The sequence below is a fragment of the Sulfurimonas sp. HSL-3221 genome (assembly GCF_021044585.1).
Taxonomy (GTDB): Bacteria; Campylobacterota; Campylobacteria; order Campylobacterales; family Sulfurimonadaceae; genus Thiomicrolovo; species Thiomicrolovo sulfuroxydans.
In genome coordinates this window covers 2302557-2324116 of the sequence record NZ_CP087998.1, presented here as the reverse complement: position 1 = coordinate 2324116, position 21560 = coordinate 2302557, and the positions used below count along the sequence as shown (strand labels likewise).

Here is a 21560-nt window from a genome sequence, read left to right as displayed (position 1 = left end):
TATCATTACGGTTAAAAAAGGCGGTAGGGTGAAACGGTTTATTGTCATTATGGCGCTGTGCCTCGGGGTGCTGCATGCCGAAGCAACGCTGCATGTCGGCCTCGGAGGGATTGCGGGGAGCGAAAATTTCCGTGTCAAGAACCCCGGAACGTCCGACCGTAAAACGTCGGCAACGCTGCAGGGTGCCCAGTTCAAACTCGGGTACGGAAGCATCAGCTCCTACGCGATCGAACTGGACCTGGGCTACGGCCGTTACGATAAGAACATTTTCTCCGAGCGCGACAGCGATTACGTCTATTTCGATATCAGCCTGATCAAGGCTTTCGATTTCGAGTGGGGCGTCTACCCCTTCTTCAAACTGGGGTTTGGCACCGGAGAGCTCGAGGTGCGCCGTACGGTGACGAAGTCGGTGAGTTCGGGCAGCTTCTTCGCCGGGCTGGGGGGCTACCTTCCCCTGGGGGCCGGGTTCGACCTTGAAGCCTCCGTGATCTACCGGGCGAAAAGCTGGGAGGACCTCGATATGATCAGCAACCAGACGGAGACGACGTCGTCGATCTTTGAGCCGTACATCGGCATCAACTACCGTTTTTAGGAGAGGGCATGTATAGAGGGATTCTTTTGGGGACGCTACTGCTGCTGTCGGGGTGCGGGGAGAACAGCAACACCCCGCTTGCCGGCGACATCGCTTCGCTTGCCGTGGAGGCGAATGCCACGACGTTCTATGCCACCCAGAAAGTGCAGATGAGCGCCGTAGCGTCCTATACGAACGGCGTACCGGACAGCAACGCGACAGAGTTCGTCGAGTGGAGCGAATCAAACAGCTCCATCGCCTTTTTCAGTACAACAGATGCGGCGAGCAGTCCGGGGCTGCTGAGCGGCGGCGAATTCGGCGGAGACGTGGAGATCACGGGCAGTTACAAGCAGTTCTTCGACACGGCCGTCGTCCATGTCCATGCTCTCACGTCGGTTACCCTCTCCATCGAGAATAACGATACAAACCTTTCGCAGGAACAGACGTTGCAACTCCAGGCGCTGGGAACTTTTGATGATAACACGACGCTGGATGTGACCGAGAGCATGACATGGATCCTGGGCAACGCCGGGGAGAGCAATGCGACCCTGGAGCAGAACGGTACCCTCTACACGGGGGATGCCAATGGCACCCTCGATATCAACGTGACGCGCTACGACGTCAACGCATCGCTGACGGTCTCCGTCACGCCGTAAGCAGCGCTATTGGCGTTGTCTTAAGCCTTCCCACTAACTTTTTCGCTAAATTCGGCCGGCTTGACCGTTGGCTATAATACGCGAGTTTTTTCAAATTCTATTCGAAACGGAGAATACCATGGGTGTACCACAGCCGGCTTTTTATATTTTCAAATGCGAGCAATCCTCTCCCCCGGGAATGCCGAAACCGTCATGCGTGAACCCGCAGACACAGGACCTTTTCCAGCATTTAGCAGGGACTTTGATGCAAAAGGGTATAATTGCGACTGTACAACCGGTACGTACAGCGTGTCTGAACCGCTGTAATGCCGGACCGGTCATGCTGGTCGAACCGGGTCACTTTATGTATTACGGTTTGACCAAAGACAAGATCGACCGCATCATCGATGAACACATCATCGGAGGGACGCCGGTCGCAGAATACATTATTCCGGACGAACTGTGGGACGCACCGATCTCGCCGGAAGCAATGCAGAAGCAGATGGGAAGATAAAACATACATGACGATCGAAATGCTTTACAGCAAAATTCACCGTGCCACCGTCACGGATGCGAACCTCAACTACGTCGGTTCCATCACGATTGACGAGGAACTCCTCGAAGCCTCCGCCATGCGGGTCGGCCAGAAAGTGGAGATCCTCAATATCAACAACGGTGAGCGTTTCTCAACCTACATTATCCTCGGTGAACGCGGCAAACGCGACATCTGCCTCAACGGGGCGGCGGCGCGCAAGGTGCACAAAGGGGATAAGGTCATCATCGTCGCCTATGCGACGTATGAAGAGCGTGAGTTGGAAACCTACAAGCCGACTGTCGTCCTCGTTGACGACGACAACGGCATCACGGATGTACTGCACGAGATCTGATGTTTGACAAAATGAACTTCGGCGAGATGGGCAAAATGCTCGAAGAAATGCAGGCGAAGGCCGCCGAATTCGAAGCGGAACTTGCCGAACGGACCTTCACCGTCAAAACGGGCGGGGGCATGGTACGGCTCGAGATGAACGGCAAGGGGGAAGCCGTCGACCTTGAGATCGACGATTCGCTGCTCGAGGACAAAGCCTCGCTGCAGATCCTGCTGATCGCGGCCATCAACGACGCGGTCAAGATGGTCGAAGACAATAAAAAACACTCCGCAATGGGGATGCTCGGCGGCATGAACCCCTTCGCCGGCAACTGACCCGGCATAACCTCCCTTTGTATAAAATCATGTTACCATTTCGCTATTAAACCGCACGGAAGACGTATGGAAGAGTTTGAACGCTTTTTACAGGACAATCTGCCCCGTGCGGAGAGTTTTCACCCCCACTATGACACCGCCCTCTCGCTGATGCTGACCGCCGGAGGCAAGCGCTTCCGCCCGGCGCTGCTGCTGGGGGTAGTACGCTCTTTCAACCCGCTGCTGATCGAGGCGGCCAACCATGCAGCGCTGGCCATCGAGATGCTGCACACCTATTCGCTGATCCACGACGACCTGCCGGCGATGGACGACGCGGACCTGCGCCGCGGCTTCCCGACCCTGCACACCCGCTACGACGAGGTGACGGCGATCCTGGTCGGCGACGCCCTCAACACCCATGCGTTCGAAGTGCTCTCCGAGGCGCCTTTTTCGGACCGGACACGGGTGAAACTGATCAACCTGCTCGCCAAGAACGGCGGCAGCGACGGGATGGTGCTCGGGCAGGCGATCGACTGCACCTTCGAGCATACGAAGCTCGCCCTTGACGAGGTGAAGTTCCTGCACACGAACAAAACGGCGAAGCTGATCGCGTGCGCCCTGCAGATGGGAGCGGTCATTGCCGGCCAGAAGGCCCTCGAAGCGCCGCTGTACGGTTTCGGGATCGACCTGGGGCTGCTCTTCCAGATCCAGGACGACATCCTCGACGTGACCCAGACAAGCGAAGAGGCGGGAAAAACGACGAACAACGACGAGGCGAAGAACAGCTTCGTGACCCTTCTGGGCCTCGACGGTGCCATGGCGGAGGCCGACAAACTGGCCGACGATCTGACCGAACGGCTTAAAAGTTTCGATGAGCGTTTGTATGACGAACTCTCACCGATGCTTTTGCATTACATCAATCGGCATAAGTGACATATGCAAAGTCAGCGCGGTTTATCTGCGCGAGGGCCCGCTGCCGATGTAGCGTAGCGGAATTTCGCAGCGCTAGTGAGGACAGCGGACACAGCGTCAGCGTAGTTGCCGGGGCCGAGCTCCGGTGACGTGTAAAGTAGATAAACGTTGAGCTATATTAATCGACATAAATGAATTCAACAAGGATGACAATGAGCGACAATACGATGCGCGCCAAAATGGCGAATACGATCCGTTTCCTTGCGGCCGACATGGTCCAGAAGGCGAACTCCGGCCACCCGGGTGCCCCGATGGGTCTTGCGGACATCGCCGTCGTGCTTTCCGAGCACCTCAACCACAACCCCAAGAACCCGAAGTGGCTCAACCGCGACCGCCTCGTCTTCTCCGGCGGCCATGCGACGGGCCTGATCTATTCGCTCTACTACCTTTGGGGCTACGGGCTCGAGATCGAGGACCTCAAACAGTTCCGCCAGCTTGATTCCAAGACGCCGGGCCACCCTGAGTACGGTCACACCGAAGGGATCGAGATCACGACCGGCCCGCTGGGGCAGGGTGTCGCGAACGCCGTCGGTTTCGCGATGGCCTCCAAATACGTCGGCGCCCAGGTCAACTCCGAGACCGCCAAGGTGATCGACCACCACGTCTACTGCCTTTGCGGCGATGGGGACCTGGAAGAGGGGATCAGCTACGAGGCGTGTTCCATCGCCGGACACAACAAGCTCGACAACCTGATCCTGATCTACGACTCCAACCGTATCACGATCGAGGGTTCTACGGATCTGAGCCTCAGCGAAAACGTCGCCCAGCGCTTTGAATCGCAGGGGTGGGACGTTCTTGAAGTGGACGGCCACGACTACGAGGCGATCGATGCCGTCATCACCGAAGCGAAGACGCGCATGAAGCCTGTGCTCGTTATTGCCGATACGACGATCGCCAAAGGGGCGTGCGAGATGGAAGGCTCCCACCACTCCCACGGCGCACCACTGGGCGAGGAGATCATCTGCGAGGCGAAGACGAACTGCGGGTTTAACCCCAATGAAGCATTCCAGGTCGACGAAGATGTCCTGGCGCGTTTCCGCTGTGCCGTCGAAGCGGGCGACTTGGCCGAGCGCGAGTGGAAACACCGCCTTGCCACCCTGCCGCTCGTTGAGCAGAACGAAGCGCTGGGCGCCCTGAACAACCCTGACTTTACCCGTATCCAGTGGCCGGAATTCGACAAAGCCGACGCGACGCGCAGCACGAACGGGAAGATCCTCAACGCTGTCGCCAAGGCGATCCCCGGTTTCCTCGGCGGTTCGGCGGACCTCGGTCCGTCCAACAAAACCGAACTGAAAGATCTGGGCGAGTTCCCCCGCGGCAAGAACATCCACTTCGGTATCCGCGAACACGCGATGGGGGCGATCACGAATGCGATGGCGCTTTACGGCCCGCTGATGCCCTTTAGCGCGACCTTCTTCGTCTTCAGCGATTACATGAAGCCGGCGGCGCGTATCGCGGCGTTGAGCGGCATCCAGCATTTCTTTATCTGGACCCACGACAGCATCGGCGTCGGCGAAGACGGACCGACGCACCAGCCGATCGAACACCTGGGACAGTTCCGCGCGCTGCCGAACTTCTATGTCTGGCGTCCGGCGGACGGCAACGAGAACGTTGAGGCCTGGAAGTGGGCACTGGCAAAAACCGACGCGCCGTCCGCGTTTGTCTGTTCCCGCCAGAACCTCCCGCTGCTCGACGCTCCGGCAAAGGGGAGCGCGGCGCAGGGCGGTTACCTGCTGAGCGAGGAGGCCGATGCGACGATGACGCTGATGGCGTCAGGTTCGGAAGTCGGGCTGGCCGTCGAGGTCAAAGCGCAACTGGCGGCGAAGGGTGTCAAAGCCAATGTGGTCAGCGTCCCGTGTTTCGACCTCTTCCTCGAACAGGATGCTGCCTATATCGACGGCATCATCAAGCCGGGAACGAAGACCGTCGCCATCGAAGCGGCCCGGGGCATGGAGTGGTACCGCTTCGCCGACACGGTGATCGGCATGGACTCTTTCGGCGCCAGCGCACCGGCCGGCGAACTTTTCAAGAAGTTCGGCTTTACTGCAGACGCTGTCACCGCGCAGCTCTCATAACTTCCGGCGCCTGCGGGCGCTTTACCCCCCTTTTTAACATTTCGTCCTATAATAACCCCTATTATCACGTGGGAAGGGACGCATGCTCCGTACAATCTTCATCGCATTGCTGCTGTCGCTGCATGCCGTTGCAGGCGGTATCGTCCTAGATGCCTCGCAAAGCGGCGCGATCAATATTGTCCCCCACAGCACGTACCTGATCGAAACCAACACCTCGTTTCCGCCCGCAATGATTCTGGAACAGACGGCGCGGTTCCAACCGGCAGAGAGCGCCATCTACAACTTTGGTTTTGTCGAGAAGCCCATCTGGATACAGTTCGCGCTCACCCGTCCCGTGGGGGACCAAACCGAGTGGATCCTCAGCATCGGGAACTCCCACATTGACGAATATACTCTCTACCGCATTGATACGGACGGCTTGACGCGGCTGAGCCGAGACGGCGATACGGTGAATGCGCCGCGCGCCTATGCCAGCCGTATGTTCTGGGAAAAACTGCCCCTGACGGAGGGAACGACCTCCTATCTTCTTCAGGTCAAAACTCAGGGGGCCCTGCAGATTCCCCTGACGGTTGAGCAGCTTTCGGGAGCGTATCGGGACGAGTCCTTTTCCAACCTGCTTTTCGGACTCTTTTACGGGGTCATGCTGCTGCTGCTCGTTTACAACATGGTGCTGTACATCTTCGTCCGCGAGATCCACTATTTCAACTACCTCGCCTTTTTGGCCAGCTACATGCTCTTCCAGCTCAATTTCGACGGATTGGGGCCGGAGTGGTTCTGGCCGGGCAATGTCTGGATGGCGAACAGCGGCCTGGCCTTTTTCATCTTTTTCTCGGCGATGTTCGGGTTCCGATTTGCCCGCTACTTTCTGGTACTGAAACGTTATGCCCCGCAGGCGGAACGCATCATCGCGTTTGCGGAGTTCCTCTCCTTCCTTGGGGTGCTCTCCGTATTGCTGCTTGATTACCACACGGCGGTCACGGCGGCGGCGGTGTGGAGTGCGATCATCCCCTGGGTATTGATCTACGCCGGGATCAAAGTACTGCCCAACTACCACGCCGCCCGCTACTACCTCGCCGGCTGGATCGTGTTTCTGCTGGCGACCATTCTCGTCGCGCTGAACCAGCTCGGCGTGGTGCCGACGCACCCGGTGATGCTCTATACGCAGCAGGCCGGTTCGCTGATCCAGATGATCTTGCTCTCCTTCGCCCTGGCGGACCGCATCAATATGATGAAACATGAGCACCTGGCGAAACTGCGGGAGTTCAACGAACAGCTCCAGGCGAAGATCGCCCTCAAGGTCGATGAACTCCGCGAGAAGGACCGGATCATGATCCTGCAGTCGCGGCAGGCAGCCATGGGGGAGATGATCGAGAATATCGCCCACCAGTGGCGGCAGCCCCTCAACCAGCTCTCCCTGATCCAGAGCAATATCTTCTTTGAATATCAGCTGGGGAACCTCAACGAGAAGAAGATGCAGACCTACCAGGAGCAGTCGGAAACGCTGATGGAGTACATGACGCATACGATTGACGATTTTCGCACTTTCTTCATGCCCAACCGGGCGCGGGAAAATTTCTGTATCTGCGGGGCCATCGAAAAGGTGCTGGAGCTCTTCAGACCGACACTGAACCGCTACAATATCGGCATCGATCTCAAATGCGACGGACGGCCGGGGGCATTGGGGCATGAGAACGAATTTTCCCAGGTGATGCTCAATCTTCTGAACAATGCGAAAGACGCCATGCTCGAACACGGGACGAAAAAGCCGCAGGTCACCATCCGGGTACAGACAGGCGGGACGATGATCATGGTGGCCGTCTGTGACAACGGCGGCGGGGTGGCCGACGACATCATCGACCGGGTCTTCGACCCCTATTTCACGACAAAATTCAAGTCCCAGGGAACGGGGATAGGGCTCTACATGGTCAAGACGATTATGGAGAAGAGCATGAACGGGGGCGTCAGCGTCCAGAACCGTGGTGCCGGCGCCTGCTTTATACTCGAACTGCCACAAAAGGAGCATGATGCGAAATGAGACACTGCTTCAGTTTTTGAAGCGCGAATCCGCGATTGGCGTGCTGCTGATCGTTTCGACGGTGATGGCGCTGGCGATGGCCAACTCCCCGCTGCACAGTTTTTACAGCTATTTCCTCAGTATCCCCGTCGTGATCAGTTTCGACGAATTCGCGATCGCCAAGCCGCTGCTGCTCTGGATCAACGACGGCCTGATGGCGGTCTTCTTTTTCATGGTGGGCCTCGAGATCAAGCGCGAAGTGCTGGAGGGGAGTCTGCAGGAACGTTCCAAGGTCGCGCTGCCGGCCTTCGCCGCCATCGGGGGGATGCTTGTCCCGGCCCTGATCTACGGCATGTTGAATGCCGGAGACGAAGGGGCGATGAAAGGGTGGGCGATTCCGATGGCGACGGACATCGCGTTCGCACTGGGCATTTTGTCACTGCTGGGCAGCCGGGTACCGCCGGCGCTGAAGGTCTTTCTGCTGGCCCTGGCGATCATCGACGACCTTGGGGCCATTATCGTGATCGCTCTCTTTTACGGGCACGGTCTCTCCCTGGCCGCACTCGGCACGGCGATGACGATGGCGCTGATCCTGCTGTTTATGAACCTGCGCGGTGTGACGAACAATACGTTTTACATTCTGATCGGGCTGATCATGTGGGCCGCCGTGCTGAAATCGGGGGTGCACGCCACCATCGCGGGGGTCGTTCTGGGGCTGCTGATCCCCCTGCGCGGCAACCGGGAGAGCTTCCACGACCTGGAGCACTCCCTGCATGCGCCAGTCAATTACATCATCCTCCCCCTTTTCGCGTTCGTCAACACGGGGGTCAGCTTCGGCAGCGTTTCCGCAAGCGACTTCATGCACTCCGTCACCGTCGGCATCGCGGCGGGGCTCTTTTTCGGCAAAAGCATCGGTATCTTTCTCTTCAGCCGGCTGGCCGTGGCGCTGCGGCTTGGCCAACTCCCCGAGGGGGTGACGAACGCGCAGCTTTTCGGGGTCGCCATTCTCGGCGGGATCGGTTTCACGATGAGTCTTTTTATCGGTTCGCTGGCCTTTGAATGCAGCGAAGGGATCTGTTTCTCGCTGGTTGACGAGCGGATCGGGATTTTGATGGGGTCGCTGGTTTCGGGCGTCGTGGGGGCGCTTTACCTTTCGGCGGTTTTGAAAAAGACGAAACAGGAGGAGACGCCGGAGGGCTGAAGCGATTACGCCTCCGGTGCACTCACCAGGGAAACGGCGCTGCCGCTCCGCCAGACGAAGCGTGTCGGGATAAAGCGTACCTCGGCCTCTTGGGCGACGGCACTGCAGGCTTCGTCAAGCATGATAAAGCCGTTCGAGAGGGCCAGCGGCGTGATCATCCCCGGCGCGAACTTCTCGCAGACGGTGAAGTGGTTTCCGTCATAATAGCCCGGCAGCAGCGTCCGGCGGCCCGGGCGGACGTTGTAGGCGTGTTTCATCCTGGCCGTGATGCTGTTGTGGAAGGGGGTGTTTGTCCCGCTGAGCGAGGCAATCAGGGCCTGTCCGAACAGTTCAAAACAGAGGGCGGCCGCCATCGGGTTGCCCGGCAGGTTGAGCACCAGCGTGTCGCCGATGGTACCGACCGTCGTCGGTTTCCCCGGCTTGAGGTCGACCTTTTCAAAAAGCGGCGTGAAGCTGAAGTGGGCAAAAGCCTCCTTGGTGTAGTCCGCGTCCCCGACACTGACGCCGCCGCTGGTAATGATGAGGTCGCTCTGCAAAGCACTGTCGATATGTTCGAGCAGGGCGTCGAGCGTATCGGCCGCCGTCCCGACGAAATGGACGTCGCACTCCAGCTCCGCCGCCCGGGCCGCAAAGGTCGGGGAGTTGGTGTTGTAGAGCTGGTAGGGGGCGACCTGCTCGTGGTGCATCTTCAGTTCGCTCCCCGAGGCGAAAATGGCGACCCTCGGACGGTGGTAGACGCAGACGTGGGTGATCCCCTGGGACGCAAGCAGGGTAATGTGGTAGGCCGAGAGGGTATCGCCCGATGTCAGCAGCGTGTCGTCGGTCTGGATATCCTCGCCGCAGAGCCGGATGTGCTGGCCCGCTCTCAAAGGAGAGGGGAGGGCGACATGGTCACCTTCCACGGTGACCTCCTCGATGGGGACGATGCACTCGGTCCCTTCAGGGATACGCGCCCCGGTCATAATCCGTGCGGCCTGACCCTCCGCGATACGGATCTGCTCCCGGTCTCCCGCAAAGATCGTATGCTCGGCGAGCACACGTTTGCCCGCATCGGAGCAGATGACGGCGTACCCGTCCATCGCGGAGTTGTCGAAGGGGGGAAGGTTGTAGCGGGCCGTGATGTCCTGGGCCAGCACCCGACCGATGGCCTCCTCGATGGGAATGAATTCGCGGCGCAGCTTCGGGCGGTGAGCGTGAATGCGCGCGAGGGCTTCTTCGACGGTAACGGGCATGGATAGACTCTTTTTTGGTTCGATTATAGATAAAGTGGGGTAAAATCCGGATTATGGAAACAATGTACAGCATGAGTCTGCAGCTGCATTTCGGCTTTGTCCTGGTGTGGCTCGGCATAATCGTCTTCAACGCCGCCATGCTCCAGTTCGCGGTGCAGGCCCCCGATTACGTCCGGCGTGCACGGATCGTCATGCCTTTTTCGGTGATGGCGATCGCGGCGATGGCGTTCACCGGTGTCGTCATGATGGCGGCAAAGCACCTCTCGTTCAGCCTTGAGAATATCGCAATGATCATGATCACCGTCGTGCTGATCGTGCTCGAAGCACGCCGTTACAAAACCGTCCGGCGGCTGCGGACGAAACTGCCCGAGGCGCTCTTACTCTACCGCCCATTCGCCCTGAAGCTGCTGGGGGCGGAGTTCGTCCTGACGATGCTGATGACGCTCTGGATGTCCCTTCTGTGAGATTCCTCTTCCACGACGAGGCGGGGGCGAGGCAGCTCACCCTCAAGGGGGAGGCCTACAAATACATTGTAAAAGTCAGACGCCACGGCGTCGGCGACAGCGTCGCCCTGCGCCACCCCGAAAAGAGCGGGATACTGTACACCTACCGTCTCGAACACAGCGACGGCCGGCGGGCGGAGCTGCTGCTGGTCTCGGAAGAATCCCGCGTGATTGCGGCGGCGCGCCCGCTGCATATCGGATGGTGCATTATCGACCCGAAATCCGTCGAGAAGGTGTTGCCGCAGCTCAACGAGATGGGGGTAGGGAAGATTTCCTTCATTGCCTGCGACCGCAGCCAGCGGCAGTTCCGGCCCGATTTCGAGCGCTTCAACCGCATTCTTGAGGCCTCCATGCAGCAGTGCGGACGCAGCGAGTGGATGGCGTTGGAGACGGCGGATTCGCTCGAAAGTTTCATGGCGGCGAACCCCCAGACTGTCGTCATGGATTTCACCGAAGAGAAGCTGGGGGATACGGCGGGCATCGATACGGTGCTGATCGGCTGCGAAGGGGGCTTCAGCGAGGCGGAACGGGCCCTGCTGGCGTCATGCCGAACGCTTCGTTTCGATACGCCGCTCATCCTCCGCTCCGAGAGCGCCGCCATCGCCGTGGCGGCCAAGGTCCTGCTTTAAGGGGGGAATCCCTAGATGTAACAGGCCCCCATATAGTTGTACTTTTGCGGAAGCTCCTTGTATCCGCTCCCCTGAAGCAGATGCATTTTGCTCAGCATGACCGGAATCAGTTGTGTTAAAAAGTCCTGCAATATCGTTTGAACCTGCCCGAGTTCACCGGAGCTCAGCGGAAGATTTTTGTCTTTCCACAAGGGTGAAGAAGCGACCTCCGAATATTTGACACAGCCTGAAATGGCATCGGGGTCCTGATTGTTATCGGTGATCCTGACCGCTTCCAGTGTTTTGGTGTCATAGAGCCCGAAGTTAAGCCCGTCGAGCAGGAACAGATCATTCTCTTTAAATCGTAGAATCTGTCTGACTCTGAAATTTGGGTTCATCCAGCCTTTGATGATTAGCACGTAATCAATCTTCTTTTTCAACAGGGTGTTTTGAATCTTCTCCATGAGCATATCTGCGTTGATGAAGTACCCTTTTTCGGCAACGATCGATTTGCGCTTTGCCATGTCCAATAGTTTGCCCTTGGAGAGATGCAGGTCAACAACGGTCATCGGAGAGTAAAGGTCGATTTTCTTTGTGACATTTTTATAGACGAGGTCATAGAGGTCCCAGGATGAAATGTCATATTCAAAGGAGGTGTTCTCGAAAACCGTTACCCCGAAATACTCGGACACAAGCGTTTCCTCGAAAAGGGGGATAACGGCAAGACGCGTCTGCTTCACGAGTTTCTCACGCGGGACGGGTTTGGTAAAACATCCTGTCAGGATAACGGAGAGGAGGAACATCAATGTAAAGGCGACAAATTTCACGTGGTTACCTCTATGGAATGATCTTTATCACAATAATACCTTATAAAACTATTTTTTAACCAAAAACTACATATTTTACAATTGTAAAGGAGCGCGATTTGACCGGGACTTGAAGCGTCCGGCTTTATTCGGTATAATTGCGGTCTTAAAATCCGCACCCGTACGGATTTAAAAAATATACCGATATACGTACAGAGCGTGTATCAAAAGGCTTAAAGATGAAAAAAGGGATTCACCCGGAATACATGGCTTGCACGGTCACTTGCGCCTGCGGCAACACATTTGAGACAAAAAGCACGAAAGATGCGATGCGTATCGACATCTGTAACGAGTGCCACCCGTTCTTCACCGGTTCCGAGCGCCAGGTAGACACTGCCGGACGTATCGAGAAGTTCAAGCAGCGCTACAATATGAAATAAAACGTTGCGGGCGTCAACGCCTTGCAACGTCAGCGGGTCCGCTGGCACAGCAGGCCCCGTACCCCGAGGGGCACTTCCTTCGGGCGCGCGCCCCTGGCGCTTTTCCCTCTTTTGTTTACCTGATAAAGGTCCTTGAATATGCTTACCCTTGTTCCCACCCCGATCGGAAATATTGCCGACATTTCACTGCGTGCGATGGATGCGCTGGTCAATGCGGACGTCCTGCTCTGCGAAGATACCCGTGTCACGAAGAAGCTGCTGCACCTGCTCAAAGAGCGTTACGGCAAAGCGGCAGGAAAAGAACAGTCGTTCCTATCCGTCCACTCCCACAGTGAGCACCGTTTTCTTGAGAAAACCGACCCGTCGTTTTTTGAACAGAACGTTGTTTATGCCAGCGATGCGGGGATGCCGGGGGTGAGTGACCCGGGGCAGATGCTGGTGCGCTACTGCATCGACCACGGCATCGCCTATGATGTGCTCCCGGGGGCCAATGCGGTCTTGACGGCATTCGCCGCCAGCGGTTTTGCCGAAACGCAGATGCTCTTTTTCGGCTTTCTCCCCCACAAAGGCAGCGACAGGTCCGGGGCGCTCACGCGGGCGCTCTACAACGGCTATACGACGGTCCTGTACGAATCCCCGCACCGTTTGGAAAAGCTTTTGAACGAAATCGCAGACACTGAACCATCGCGTCGGATTTTTGCCGCCAAAGAGTTGACGAAAATGCATCAGCGTTACCTGCACGGCACGGCGGCGGAACTCCTCGAAACCCTTGGCGGTAATTACAAAGGGGAGTGGGTCGTCGTGATCGAGGCGGGGGAACTACGCGATGCGACCTTTACGGAAAAAGAGATTCTTGCACTTGACCTTCCGAAGAAAGCAGCGGCGAAGCTGATCGCGAAACTGACGGGTGAAACTCCCAAAAGCTGTTATCAAAGGTTACTGGATACCGGTAAATAACACACACTTTCTCGAAGCTAATTTCTGCGCAGATAACAATCCATTTCTAACAGAAAATTGGTTACAATCCAAGCATGTTGATATATGGAAAGCAACCGGTTTACTATCTGATCTCCCGGCACCCCGAGAAGATCGAGACGCTTTACCTCGCCAAAGAGTTGGAGGCGAAAGAGTATAACCGTCTGATGCGTATGGGGTTTGCGGTGAAGCGCATCCCCCCGGATGCGGCGCAGAAGATGAGCCGCAGCGGCAACCATCAGGGCTTCCTGGCGGAAACGGCCGCGCTGGAGCCGACACCGCTAGCCACCCTGGCGGCGAAGGAGTTCGTCGTCGTGCTCTGCGGCATCACCGATGTCGGCAACATCGGTGCCATCGCCCGCAGTGCCTATGCCCTCGGTGCGGACGGTCTCGTCGTCACCGGGATCAAATCCCTCGCCCTGGAACCGGTCGTGCGCAGTTCGACCGGTGCGCTTTTCGACCTCCCCTTTAATGTGACCACGAACCTGTATGACGCTTTGACCGAACTCAAGAACAGAGGGCACCGTCTTTACGGCGCCGTTATGGAGGGCGAAGACGTGCGCACCCTTGCCTTTGAGGGCAAAAGGGCGCTCCTGCTTGGCAACGAGGGCGAAGGTATCCCGGCCCGGGCCGTCCGCCGGCTGGACCAGGGGGTGCGCATCGCCATGGCGCACGGGTTCGATTCGCTCAACGTCAGCGCAGCGGGTGCAATTTTAATGGAGAGGATGCGTACGGCATGAATACGGTATCGGTGATCGAAACGCTAAAACAGATCGGTATCGCCGATCTCAGCATGCGGACCCACATTTCGACCGACAATATGCAAAAGCTGTTGGCGGGGGATTTCGACGCCTTTTCAGCCATTCAGTTTAACGGGTTTGTCACAATCATCGAACGGGAGTTTGATGTTGACCTGACCGAGTGGCGGCAGCAGTTCGCCGCCTCCGGCCCCGCCCCATTGGAGCCTTTGGCGGCATCCGAGGAGGACCCTTTCGCCAATGTGGCCAAGTCCAAAAAACGCCAGCGTCTGACGGTCGCAGCACTGGTTGCGGCACTGCTGGCCGTGATCATCGTGACCTATCTTGTTCTCGGCACCGGCGGGAAAACGGAAAAGTTCGAACTGAACAATACGGCGATTGATCAGGCGCGGGCGACCATGGCCGCCATGAATACGACAACGGCGCCGAGTACACTCGCCGAAGCCGATGCGATCCAGGAAGCGCACCAGAACATCGCGGCCGAGCCGAATGCCACCGTTGCGGAGGAGAACGCTTCAGTGGCTGCGGCGGAGGCTGTCCCGGTTGAGAACAGCGTCTATGAAGACGTGATTCTTCGACCTATAAGTACATCGATATGGCTCGGCGTCATTGACGCGAAAACCCATAAGCGGAGCGTTTATACGACCGAAGAGCCCGTTCGGCTTGACGGAACGAAAGCGTGGCTGATCGTGACGGGCCACGGATATTTTTCCCTCGACTGCGGAGGGAAAGAGCTGCACTTTAAGCAAAGTGAGCGGGTCCTGCTGGAGTATAACGAGGGTGTATGCCGTGAGCTTGACGAAACGGAATTCAGAGCGCGCAACAAGGGACAGGTGTGGTAAAAAAGATCGTTTTTCTGCTGGGCATTGCCCTGTCGGCGTGGGCGCAGACACCGCTGCTTGAGAAGGTGAGCTCACTGATCGGAGAGCAGACGTACAGTCGGAACGAGGCTTTTGTCAAGATCATCTTCGCCGACCGCAGCCGCTTTGTGCAGGGGGACCGGATTGATGTCGTCAAAGTCGTGGAGACCCTCAAGGAGAACGGTCTGCTTTCGCTCTTTTACAAGCGGCCCAAAACGCTGGAGCTGACCTTTGAAACGAACGGAAGCCCGCAGTTCTTTATGATGCTGATGAATGAGACGCTCCGGGGCATGGGGTATACCCACTACCTGACGGATTCGGCGATGCTGTCCAACGCCGGCTACAGCTGGCGTATCAAGATGCAGTCCGAATACGCTACCGATCCGACCGCCCTGCAGCAGGCGCTGTCGCGCAGAGGGTGCGGCATCCTCGATATCGAGCGCAACAGTGATACGCAGTGGCGCTATTTTATCGATATGAGTGCCGCGCATTTGGAACTGACACCGCTGGAGGTGGGAAAGAAGATCCGGATGAAGCGGCTGGTCTACCCGCGCTGGCTGGATGTTTCCAAAGCGGGCAGCCTCACCCTTTGGAGCCTGTCAGGAAATAACTGGTATCCTTACATTGCATTTTACGACGACGATTTGCGCCTGCTCAAGCTCTACAAAAGGGACAAGCGAACCCGGCAGATCACCATCAACCTTCCCCGCGGCTGCGCCTACGTGAAGATTGCGGATCTTTACAGCCGGAAGAACATGAATGCAGGCCTGAGTGTGAAAGCGCAATAGTCGCATTTAGGATAAAAAAACAATGTTTGACGAAATCCAGTTTGACCGCATCCGCCGTCTCCCGAAGTACGTTTTTGCTGAAGTGAACGACCTGAAAATGGCCGAACGCCGTGCCGGGGCGGATGTCATCGATTTCAGTATGGGCAATCCTGACGGCGACACCCCGGAACATATCCGCGACAAGATGGTCGAATCAGTCATGAAGACGAAAACCCAGGGCTATTCCCAGTCCAAAGGGATCTATAAACTCCGCCTGGCGATCTGCGACTGGTACAAGCGCCGCTACGACGTCGAGCTCGACCCGGAAACCGAAGCGGTCGCAACGATGGGCTCCAAAGAGGGGTACGCCCACCTGGCCTATGCCATCACCAATCCCGGCGACGTCGCCGTCGTCCCGGACCCGACCTATCCGATCCACTCCTACGCCTTCATCCTTGCCGGCGGCAGCGTGCAGAAGATGCCGCTGATCTTCGACGAAGATTACAACGTGGACGAAGATGCCTTCTTCGAACACCTCGAGACGGCCTTCAAAGATGCCTTCCCGAAACCGAAATACGTGGTTGTCAACTTCCCGCACAACCCCTCGACGGCAACGGTGACACCGGCGTTCTACGAGCGCATCGTCGCGATGGCGAAGCGGGAGCGTTTCTACGTCATCTCCGACATCGCTTACGGTGACATCACTTTCGACGGCTATCAGACGCCCTCGATTATGAGCGTCGAAGGGGCCAAGGACGTCGCCGTCGAATCGTTCACGCTCTCAAAGAGCTACAACATGGCCGGATGGCGCGTCGGTTTCTTTGTCGGGAACAAGAAGCTCATCGGCGCACTGCAGAAGATCAAAAGCTGGCTGGATTACGGGATGTTCACCCCGATCCAGGTCGCCGCGACCGTGGCGCTCAACGGTGATCAGAGCTGCGTGGACGAGATCGTCCGCAAGTACGATGTGCGCCAGGACGTCCTGATCGACGCCTTTACCCGTGCCGGCTGGCCGATCCGCCGCAACCGCGCCTCCATGTTCGTCTGGGCGAAGATCCCTGACTGCGCGGCGCACCTGGGCTCGCTCGAGTTCGCCAAGCGTCTCCTGGTCGAGGCACAGGTCGCGGTCGCCCCGGGCATCGGCTTCGGCGAATACGGCGAAGGGTATGTCCGTATCGCCCTGATCGAGAACGACAAGCGTATCCGCCAGGCGGCGAAGAACATCAAACAGTTCCTGAAGCAGTTCGAGGAAAACGCCGATGCTTAAAGTCGGCGTGATCGGTGTCGGGACCGTCGGCACCGCGGTGGTTCAGATCCTCGAAGACAACAAGGAAATGATCACGGCGCGGGCCGGGACGGAAGTGGTCGTCAAGACCGGTGTCGTCCGAACCCTGAACAAAGAGCGCGGGATCGATATCGCCCTCACCAGTGACCCCTATGAGGTCGTGAACGATCCGGAGATCGATATCGTCGTGGAACTGATGGGGGGCGTCGAAGGCCCCTTTGATGTCGTCAAAAAGGCGCTGGAGAACGGCAAGGCGGTCGTTACGGCGAACAAGGCCCTGTTGGCGTACCACCGCTATGAGCTCCAGGAGCTGGCCGGGGATCTTGCCTTCGAGTACGAAGCGAGCGTTGCCGGCGGTATCCCCATCATCAACGCCCTGCGCGATGGCCTTTCGGCCAACCACATCGAGAGCATCAAGGGGATTATGAACGGCACCTGCAACTACATGCTCACGAAAATGACGGATGAGGGTATCGCCTTCGACGCCATCCTTAAAGAGTCCCAGGAGCTCGGCTATGCCGAGGCGGACCCGACCTTCGACATCGGCGGCTTCGATGCGGCGCACAAACTGCTGATCCTCGCCTCCATTGCCTACGGGATCGATGTCAAACCCGAGGATATCCTGATCGAGGGGATCGAGTCCGTCACCCAGGAGGACATCGCCTTTGCCAAGGAGTTCGGATACGCGGTCAAACTGCTGGGCATCGCCAAGCGCGACGGCGACGCCGTCGAACTGCGGGTGCATGCGGCCCTGATCAGCAAAGAGCAGATGATCGCGAAGATCGACGGCGTAATGAACGGTGTCAGCGTTATCGGCGACCGCGTCGGTGAAACCCTCTATTACGGACCGGGTGCCGGCGGAGACGCGACGGCGAGCGCCGTTGTCGCCAATATCATCGACATCGCCCGGGCCGGGGGGAAACGTTCGCCGATGCTCGGCTACAACACCCCGCTGGAACATGGGCTGAGACTGCGCCCGAGCGACGAGATCGAGACCAAGTACTACCTGCGCATCCGTGTCGAGGACCGTCCGGGTGTCCTGGCCAAGATCACCCAGCTCTTCGGCGAGTTTGAGATCTCCATCGAGACGATGCTGCAGCGTCCCGCTTCCGGCGGCTATGCGAACCTGCTCTTCTCCACGCACAGTGCGGTCGAAGGCAATATGAAAGAGGTCCTCTCCCAGATCGAAGGGCTCTCCTTCGTCATGGCGAAGCCGGTCATGATCCGGATCGTTTAAACCTTTACCATCTGCTTTTCAGCCGCTTTCAACACGAAGCGGCCCCTTGTCACTCTTTGTACGCTTTACGACTCTTTAAGCAGCATCAGTCCCCGAACGAATAGAAAAAGTACAAAGGCGACTGCGCCGACGGGCGGCAGTACGAAGGTCAGCAGCGCCAGCAGCCCGGTATAGAGCTTTTTGCCGCCCGTCATCAGGTAGCTGCCGTAACCGACGCCGGCGGTGAGGGCGAGCCAGGCGAGAAAGAGGAAGAGGGTACTGCTCTTCTCCATCAGGGGCAGAAGGCGCTCAAAGAGCTGGATCAGCAGGTAGACGACGGGGAGGCTCAGCCAGGCGATGGCGAAGAGCGGGATGAGCGTCCGCGTGAATGAACGGGTACGCGCCCAGAGCGCCGCGACGAAGAGCAGGGCGCCGGCGGTGTGCAGTGTGACAAGCATCCAGACTGTTTTGATATGGGACGCCTTGTCCGCCTCGGTCAGGGCGTGATGCAATTTCAGCGTCTTGTATTGGGCGAATTCGGCTCCGAAGGTGTAGAGGATACCGCTGAGGGCGACCAGCGCGACCAGGGCGATACCCTGGAAGAGCGTTGCCTGAGAGCTTGACTGCCGTGCGACGAAGAGCATGGCGTACCCGATCCCCAGCAGTGAAATGGCGAGAAGCGGCAGTGCGCCGTAGCGTATCAGGGGGAGATGGATCACGGCGAGGCTGGCGATACCGACGGCGTAGGCGAAGGCCCCCATCTCCAGAAGTTTTTGACGTTCCTGCAGAGTGCTATTCATCTAATGTATCTCTCTTTTTGGATTTATTATACTATGTTGAAACAATATGTCATATGAGGTCAGGGTACAGCAGATTAAGCCCCCAACCGCTAGACTTTTTTAAAAATTTCAGGTGCACGTCCGCGACGTGTGCTTACCAGGATTGAACATGGGCAATTCGGTCAAAGTGATCGACAGCGTCTGTACCTACTGCGGCGTCGGCTGTGACATCGAAGGGCATGTCGAGGACAACCAGATCGTCAAGATCGGCGCCTCGGCGGACGGCTATGTTTCGCAGGGCAAGCTCTGCATCAAAGGCAAATACGGTTTTGACTTCGTCAGTGACGCCAACCGTCTCCGCACCCCGCGGATCCGCAAAAGCTTCCTGGCAAAGAACCCGGCGATTGCCGAGGCGTTCGGCGGAAAACTGCGCGATTTCGACGAGACCTGGTTCGAGTGCGACGTCGATACCGCAGTGAGTGCGGCGGCGATGAAGCTGCGCGAGATCCAGTCGAAACACGGCGAAAAGAGCTTCTGCGCGATCGGCGGGGCGCGTACCAGTTGCGAGAGCGCCTACCTTTTCCAGAAGTTCACCCGCCATACGATGAACTCCCCCCATGTCGACAACTGTGCCCGCGTCTGCCACAGCCCCAGCCTCAAAGGGATGCGTACGACGATCGGCGAGGGGGCGGCGACGAACCCCTATAACGACATCTATGAAACGGAGTTCATGGTCGTCATCGGTTCAAATACGACCGAGGCGCACCCCATCGTCGCCAACCGCATCGTCGAGGCGGCGCAGAAGCACCACAACCTCGCCGTCATCGACGTGCGCGATATCAAACTGATGAAGTTCGCCAAGCACAAGGCGATTATCCCCCACGAGGCGAACCTGCTCATTCTCAATATGATGGCCCGGGTCATTATCGAAGAGGAGCTCTACAACAGAGACTTCATCGAAACACGCACGAAGTGGTTCGAGGAGTACAAAGAGAAGATTCTGGGTGACCCCTATACGGACCCGGACTATTTCAAGCAGGTCAGCGGTTTCGAGCACCTCGCCAAGCTGATCCCGAACATCGCCCGCGAATACGCGGTGAAGAAGTCGATGATCTTCTGGGGGCTGGGGATTACCGAACACCTCGACGGCTCTTACGCGGTCATGGCGATCACCCACCTCGCGCTGTTGACGGGGAACATCGGCCAGACCGGGGCGGGGCTGATGCCGCTGCGCGGCCAGAACAACGTCCAGGGCGCCTGTGACATGGGGTGTCTGCCCTACTACGACCCCGATTACCAGAAGCCCAAGGAAGAGGGGCTCATGACGCCGCAGCTCGTCGACGCGATGCTCGAGGGCAAGATCAAGGCGGTGCTCAACATGGGCGAGGATATCACCCATATCCACCCCAACCTCAACAAGATCGACAGGGCGTTCGAGCAGCTGGAGCTGCTGATGGTCCAGGAGATCATGATGAACGACGTCGCCAACCGCGCCGATATCGTCGTCGGGGTCAAGTCCGCCTACGAGAAGACAGGGGTCTACGTCAACGCGATGCGCCGTCTGCACCTCTCCCAGCCGCTGGTGCAATCGGACCTGCCTGATGACTGGGAAGTGATCCAGATGCTCGATAACAAGATGGGCGGCAGCTACGATTACAAAGAGAGTTCCGAGGTGTGGGACGAGGTTCGAGAAGTCGCCCACCGCCGCTTTAGCGGCGCCTCCTACATGCGCCTAGAGCGCCACCGAAAGCGGGGGCTCCAGTGGCCGGTCTACACCGAAGATACCCCGGTACTGCACCTGCTCGACTTCCGGACGCCCGACGGTCTGGGGCAGTTCCACTACCACCAGTACGCGCCCCGCGGCATGGTCCCCGAGCTCATCGCGAAAAAACGGGTTGAAGACGGCTACTATCTGACGACGGGTCGTACGTTGGCCCATTACAACAACGCCGCCCAGACGAAGGCTTCCGAGCGCCTGAACAAGCGTTATGACGAAGATATTCTGCTGGTGAGCGAAACGGATGCGGCGGCCTTCCCGACGGAAAAGGCGGTCCTGCATACCGAATACGGCTCCTCGGCCCCGCTGCGGATCAAGATTACCGACAAGGTACAGCCTGGCACGCTCTTTGCAACTTTCCACCATGCGGGTTCGCGCATCAATGCGCTTTTCGGGGACAAGCGGGACGAACTGATCCTGACGGCGGCGTTCAAATCGATCAAGGTCCGGGCCGAAGCGGTATGAGCCGGGCTGCAGGGGACGTCGCCGAACAGCAGGCCGTCGATTTCCTGCGCGCACGGGGGTTCAGCATTATCGACAGGAACGTCAGCAGCTGCTTCGGCGAGATTGATATCCTGGCGATGCGGGATGAGGTGCTGCACATCATCGAGGTGAAAAGTTCCCCGACCTTTGAACAGGCGGCAAATAACGTCACACCGGCGAAAATACGCAAGATCCTGATGACGGCGGAAAGCTATATGAAAAAGCACCGCCTGGAGCTCGACTACGTGCTTGACGCCGTGATTGTCAGCGGCGGGGAGTGCGAATTGCTTGAAAATATCACCTTGTAGAGATGTTTCAGAATGCACTTATTTTAAATAGGATAATATTTCTCCGATTTAAAAAATATCGGAGACAAAGCTTCTTAATAAAAATTATCATGCGAAGTTTACTTTATAAATTTTG

23 protein-coding genes are annotated in these 21560 nt (G+C 57.7%); 20 read left to right on the top strand and 3 right to left on the bottom strand.

What is annotated here, in order from left to right; all coding sequences use genetic code 11:
• Positions 1 to 28: 28 nt before the first annotated feature.
• The 9 genes from LOH54_RS11840 to nhaA all read left to right on the top strand — a co-directional run bounded on the left by LOH54_RS11840 (position 29) and on the right by nhaA (position 8648).
• Positions 29 to 592 carry an outer membrane beta-barrel protein gene (locus LOH54_RS11840; RefSeq protein WP_231019300.1) on the top strand — a complete coding sequence of 188 codons (564 nt, stop codon included), beginning with the start codon at positions 29 to 31 and terminating at the stop codon, positions 590 to 592.
• A gap of 8 nt (positions 593 to 600) precedes the next feature.
• Positions 601 to 1227: an Ig-like domain-containing protein gene (locus LOH54_RS11835; protein ID WP_231019299.1), complete on the top strand. Its 627-nt coding sequence runs from the start codon at positions 601 to 603 to the stop codon at positions 1225 to 1227.
• A 118-nt stretch (positions 1228 to 1345) separates the two neighbouring features.
• A complete protein-coding gene (locus tag LOH54_RS11830; RefSeq protein ID WP_231019298.1) occupies positions 1346 to 1720 on the top strand; it encodes a (2Fe-2S) ferredoxin domain-containing protein in 375 nt (124 codons plus the stop codon).
• Positions 1721 to 1727: 7 nt separating this feature from the next.
• On the top strand, positions 1728 to 2093 hold the full coding sequence (panD, locus tag LOH54_RS11825) for an aspartate 1-decarboxylase (RefSeq protein WP_231019297.1): 366 nt from the start codon (positions 1728 to 1730) through the stop codon (positions 2091 to 2093).
• Complete coding sequence (locus tag LOH54_RS11820; protein WP_231019296.1) at positions 2093 to 2407, top strand: YbaB/EbfC family nucleoid-associated protein; 315 nt, start codon at positions 2093 to 2095, stop codon at positions 2405 to 2407. Before panD ends, LOH54_RS11820 begins: the two co-directional genes overlap by 1 nt.
• A gap of 66 nt (positions 2408 to 2473) precedes the next feature.
• A complete protein-coding gene (locus LOH54_RS11815; protein ID WP_231019294.1) occupies positions 2474 to 3319 on the top strand; it encodes a polyprenyl synthetase family protein in 846 nt (281 codons plus the stop codon).
• 191 nt (positions 3320 to 3510) lie between these two features.
• Complete coding sequence (gene tkt / locus LOH54_RS11810; protein ID WP_231019291.1) at positions 3511 to 5433, top strand: transketolase; 1923 nt, start codon at positions 3511 to 3513, stop codon at positions 5431 to 5433.
• An 82-nt stretch (positions 5434 to 5515) separates the two neighbouring features.
• Entirely contained in the window at positions 5516 to 7468 is a 1953-nt protein-coding gene (locus tag LOH54_RS11805) for a sensor histidine kinase (protein ID WP_231019290.1), read from the top strand.
• Positions 7458 to 8648: a Na+/H+ antiporter NhaA gene (gene nhaA / locus LOH54_RS11800; protein ID WP_231019289.1), complete on the top strand. Its 1191-nt coding sequence runs from the start codon at positions 7458 to 7460 to the stop codon at positions 8646 to 8648. Before LOH54_RS11805 ends, nhaA begins: the two co-directional genes overlap by 11 nt.
• A gap of 5 nt (positions 8649 to 8653) precedes the next feature.
• On the opposite strand, the gene LOH54_RS11795 is transcribed toward nhaA, so the two are convergent.
• Positions 8654 to 9880, bottom strand: a complete 1227-nt coding sequence (locus tag LOH54_RS11795) for a molybdopterin molybdotransferase MoeA (RefSeq protein WP_231019288.1) — start codon at positions 9878 to 9880, stop codon at positions 8654 to 8656.
• Between the two features lie 53 nt (positions 9881 to 9933).
• Between LOH54_RS11795 and LOH54_RS11790 the strand changes: the two genes are divergently transcribed.
• A complete protein-coding gene (locus tag LOH54_RS11790; protein ID WP_231019287.1) occupies positions 9934 to 10344 on the top strand; it encodes a hypothetical protein in 411 nt (136 codons plus the stop codon).
• Complete coding sequence (locus tag LOH54_RS11785) at positions 10341 to 11012, top strand: 16S rRNA (uracil(1498)-N(3))-methyltransferase (protein WP_231019286.1); 672 nt, start codon at positions 10341 to 10343, stop codon at positions 11010 to 11012. Before LOH54_RS11790 ends, LOH54_RS11785 begins: the two co-directional genes overlap by 4 nt.
• 11 nt (positions 11013 to 11023) lie before the next feature.
• Here LOH54_RS11785 and LOH54_RS11780 read toward each other — a convergent pair whose 3' ends face one another.
• Entirely contained in the window at positions 11024 to 11818 is a 795-nt protein-coding gene (locus LOH54_RS11780) for a hypothetical protein (RefSeq protein WP_231019285.1), read from the bottom strand.
• Positions 11819 to 12036: 218 nt separating this feature from the next.
• On the opposite strand from LOH54_RS11780, the gene rpmE reads away from it, so the two are divergent.
• From rpmE to LOH54_RS11745, 7 genes are all read left to right on the top strand, one after another.
• Positions 12037 to 12237, top strand: a complete 201-nt coding sequence (gene rpmE, locus LOH54_RS11775) for a 50S ribosomal protein L31 (RefSeq protein WP_231019284.1) — start codon at positions 12037 to 12039, stop codon at positions 12235 to 12237.
• A 138-nt stretch (positions 12238 to 12375) separates the two neighbouring features.
• Entirely contained in the window at positions 12376 to 13194 is an 819-nt protein-coding gene (gene rsmI, locus LOH54_RS11770; protein ID WP_231019283.1) for a 16S rRNA (cytidine(1402)-2'-O)-methyltransferase, read from the top strand.
• A 74-nt stretch (positions 13195 to 13268) separates the two neighbouring features.
• A complete protein-coding gene (locus tag LOH54_RS11765; RefSeq protein WP_231019281.1) occupies positions 13269 to 13952 on the top strand; it encodes a TrmH family RNA methyltransferase in 684 nt (227 codons plus the stop codon).
• A complete protein-coding gene (locus tag LOH54_RS11760) occupies positions 13949 to 14812 on the top strand; it encodes a hypothetical protein (protein WP_231019280.1) in 864 nt (287 codons plus the stop codon). The genes LOH54_RS11765 and LOH54_RS11760 overlap by 4 nt, the downstream gene beginning before the upstream one ends.
• Positions 14806 to 15618 carry a hypothetical protein gene (locus tag LOH54_RS11755; RefSeq protein ID WP_231019279.1) on the top strand — a complete coding sequence of 271 codons (813 nt, stop codon included), beginning with the start codon at positions 14806 to 14808 and terminating at the stop codon, positions 15616 to 15618. The genes LOH54_RS11760 and LOH54_RS11755 overlap by 7 nt, the downstream gene beginning before the upstream one ends.
• A 22-nt stretch (positions 15619 to 15640) precedes the next feature.
• The gene (locus LOH54_RS11750; protein ID WP_231019278.1) at positions 15641 to 16864 is read left to right on the top strand and encodes an LL-diaminopimelate aminotransferase; all 1224 of its coding nucleotides are present in this window, start codon (positions 15641 to 15643) and stop codon (positions 16862 to 16864) included.
• On the top strand, positions 16857 to 18119 hold the full coding sequence (locus LOH54_RS11745; RefSeq protein WP_231019277.1) for a homoserine dehydrogenase: 1263 nt from the start codon (positions 16857 to 16859) through the stop codon (positions 18117 to 18119). Before LOH54_RS11750 ends, LOH54_RS11745 begins: the two co-directional genes overlap by 8 nt.
• Positions 18120 to 18184: 65 nt before the next feature.
• Here the strand turns inward: LOH54_RS11745 and LOH54_RS11740 are convergent, their stop codons facing one another.
• The gene (locus LOH54_RS11740; protein WP_231019276.1) at positions 18185 to 18898 is read right to left on the bottom strand and encodes a hypothetical protein; all 714 of its coding nucleotides are present in this window, start codon (positions 18896 to 18898) and stop codon (positions 18185 to 18187) included.
• A 148-nt stretch (positions 18899 to 19046) separates the two neighbouring features.
• Here LOH54_RS11740 and LOH54_RS11735 point away from each other — a divergent pair, with 148 nt between their 5' ends.
• Both LOH54_RS11735 and LOH54_RS11730 read left to right on the top strand, forming a co-directional pair.
• Complete coding sequence (locus LOH54_RS11735; RefSeq protein WP_231019275.1) at positions 19047 to 21119, top strand: molybdopterin oxidoreductase family protein; 2073 nt, start codon at positions 19047 to 19049, stop codon at positions 21117 to 21119.
• Positions 21116 to 21445 carry a YraN family protein gene (locus tag LOH54_RS11730; protein WP_231019274.1) on the top strand — a complete coding sequence of 110 codons (330 nt, stop codon included), beginning with the start codon at positions 21116 to 21118 and terminating at the stop codon, positions 21443 to 21445. Before LOH54_RS11735 ends, LOH54_RS11730 begins: the two co-directional genes overlap by 4 nt.
• Positions 21446 to 21560: the final 115 nt, after the last annotated feature.

Excerpts from the sequence above, each read along its gene's own strand:
- LOH54_RS11765 (WP_231019281.1), top strand. The coding sequence starts at position 13,269 with ATGTTGATATATGGAAAGCAACCGGTTTACTATCTGATCTCCCGGCAC.
- LOH54_RS11795 (WP_231019288.1), bottom strand. The coding sequence starts at position 9,880 with ATGCCCGTTACCGTCGAAGAAGCCCTCGCGCGCATTCACGCTCACCGC.
- LOH54_RS11830 (WP_231019298.1), top strand. The coding sequence starts at position 1,346 with ATGGGTGTACCACAGCCGGCTTTTTATATTTTCAAATGCGAGCAATCC.
- LOH54_RS11740 (WP_231019276.1), bottom strand. The coding sequence starts at position 18,898 with ATGAATAGCACTCTGCAGGAACGTCAAAAACTTCTGGAGATGGGGGCC.
- LOH54_RS11760 (WP_231019280.1), top strand. The coding sequence starts at position 13,949 with ATGAATACGGTATCGGTGATCGAAACGCTAAAACAGATCGGTATCGCC.
- LOH54_RS11805 (WP_231019290.1), top strand. The coding sequence starts at position 5,516 with ATGCTCCGTACAATCTTCATCGCATTGCTGCTGTCGCTGCATGCCGTT.
- LOH54_RS11745 (WP_231019277.1), top strand. The coding sequence starts at position 16,857 with ATGCTTAAAGTCGGCGTGATCGGTGTCGGGACCGTCGGCACCGCGGTG.
- LOH54_RS11820 (WP_231019296.1), top strand. The coding sequence starts at position 2,093 with ATGTTTGACAAAATGAACTTCGGCGAGATGGGCAAAATGCTCGAAGAA.
- LOH54_RS11815 (WP_231019294.1), top strand. The coding sequence starts at position 2,474 with ATGGAAGAGTTTGAACGCTTTTTACAGGACAATCTGCCCCGTGCGGAG.
- LOH54_RS11735 (WP_231019275.1), top strand. The coding sequence starts at position 19,047 with ATGGGCAATTCGGTCAAAGTGATCGACAGCGTCTGTACCTACTGCGGC.
- LOH54_RS11750 (WP_231019278.1), top strand. The coding sequence starts at position 15,641 with ATGTTTGACGAAATCCAGTTTGACCGCATCCGCCGTCTCCCGAAGTAC.
- LOH54_RS11835 (WP_231019299.1), top strand. The coding sequence starts at position 601 with ATGTATAGAGGGATTCTTTTGGGGACGCTACTGCTGCTGTCGGGGTGC.
- rpmE (WP_231019284.1), top strand. The coding sequence starts at position 12,037 with ATGAAAAAAGGGATTCACCCGGAATACATGGCTTGCACGGTCACTTGC.
- LOH54_RS11790 (WP_231019287.1), top strand. The coding sequence starts at position 9,934 with ATGGAAACAATGTACAGCATGAGTCTGCAGCTGCATTTCGGCTTTGTC.
- LOH54_RS11730 (WP_231019274.1), top strand. The coding sequence starts at position 21,116 with ATGAGCCGGGCTGCAGGGGACGTCGCCGAACAGCAGGCCGTCGATTTC.
- panD (WP_231019297.1), top strand. The coding sequence starts at position 1,728 with ATGACGATCGAAATGCTTTACAGCAAAATTCACCGTGCCACCGTCACG.
- tkt (WP_231019291.1), top strand. The coding sequence starts at position 3,511 with ATGAGCGACAATACGATGCGCGCCAAAATGGCGAATACGATCCGTTTC.
- rsmI (WP_231019283.1), top strand. The coding sequence starts at position 12,376 with ATGCTTACCCTTGTTCCCACCCCGATCGGAAATATTGCCGACATTTCA.
- nhaA (WP_231019289.1), top strand. The coding sequence starts at position 7,458 with ATGCGAAATGAGACACTGCTTCAGTTTTTGAAGCGCGAATCCGCGATT.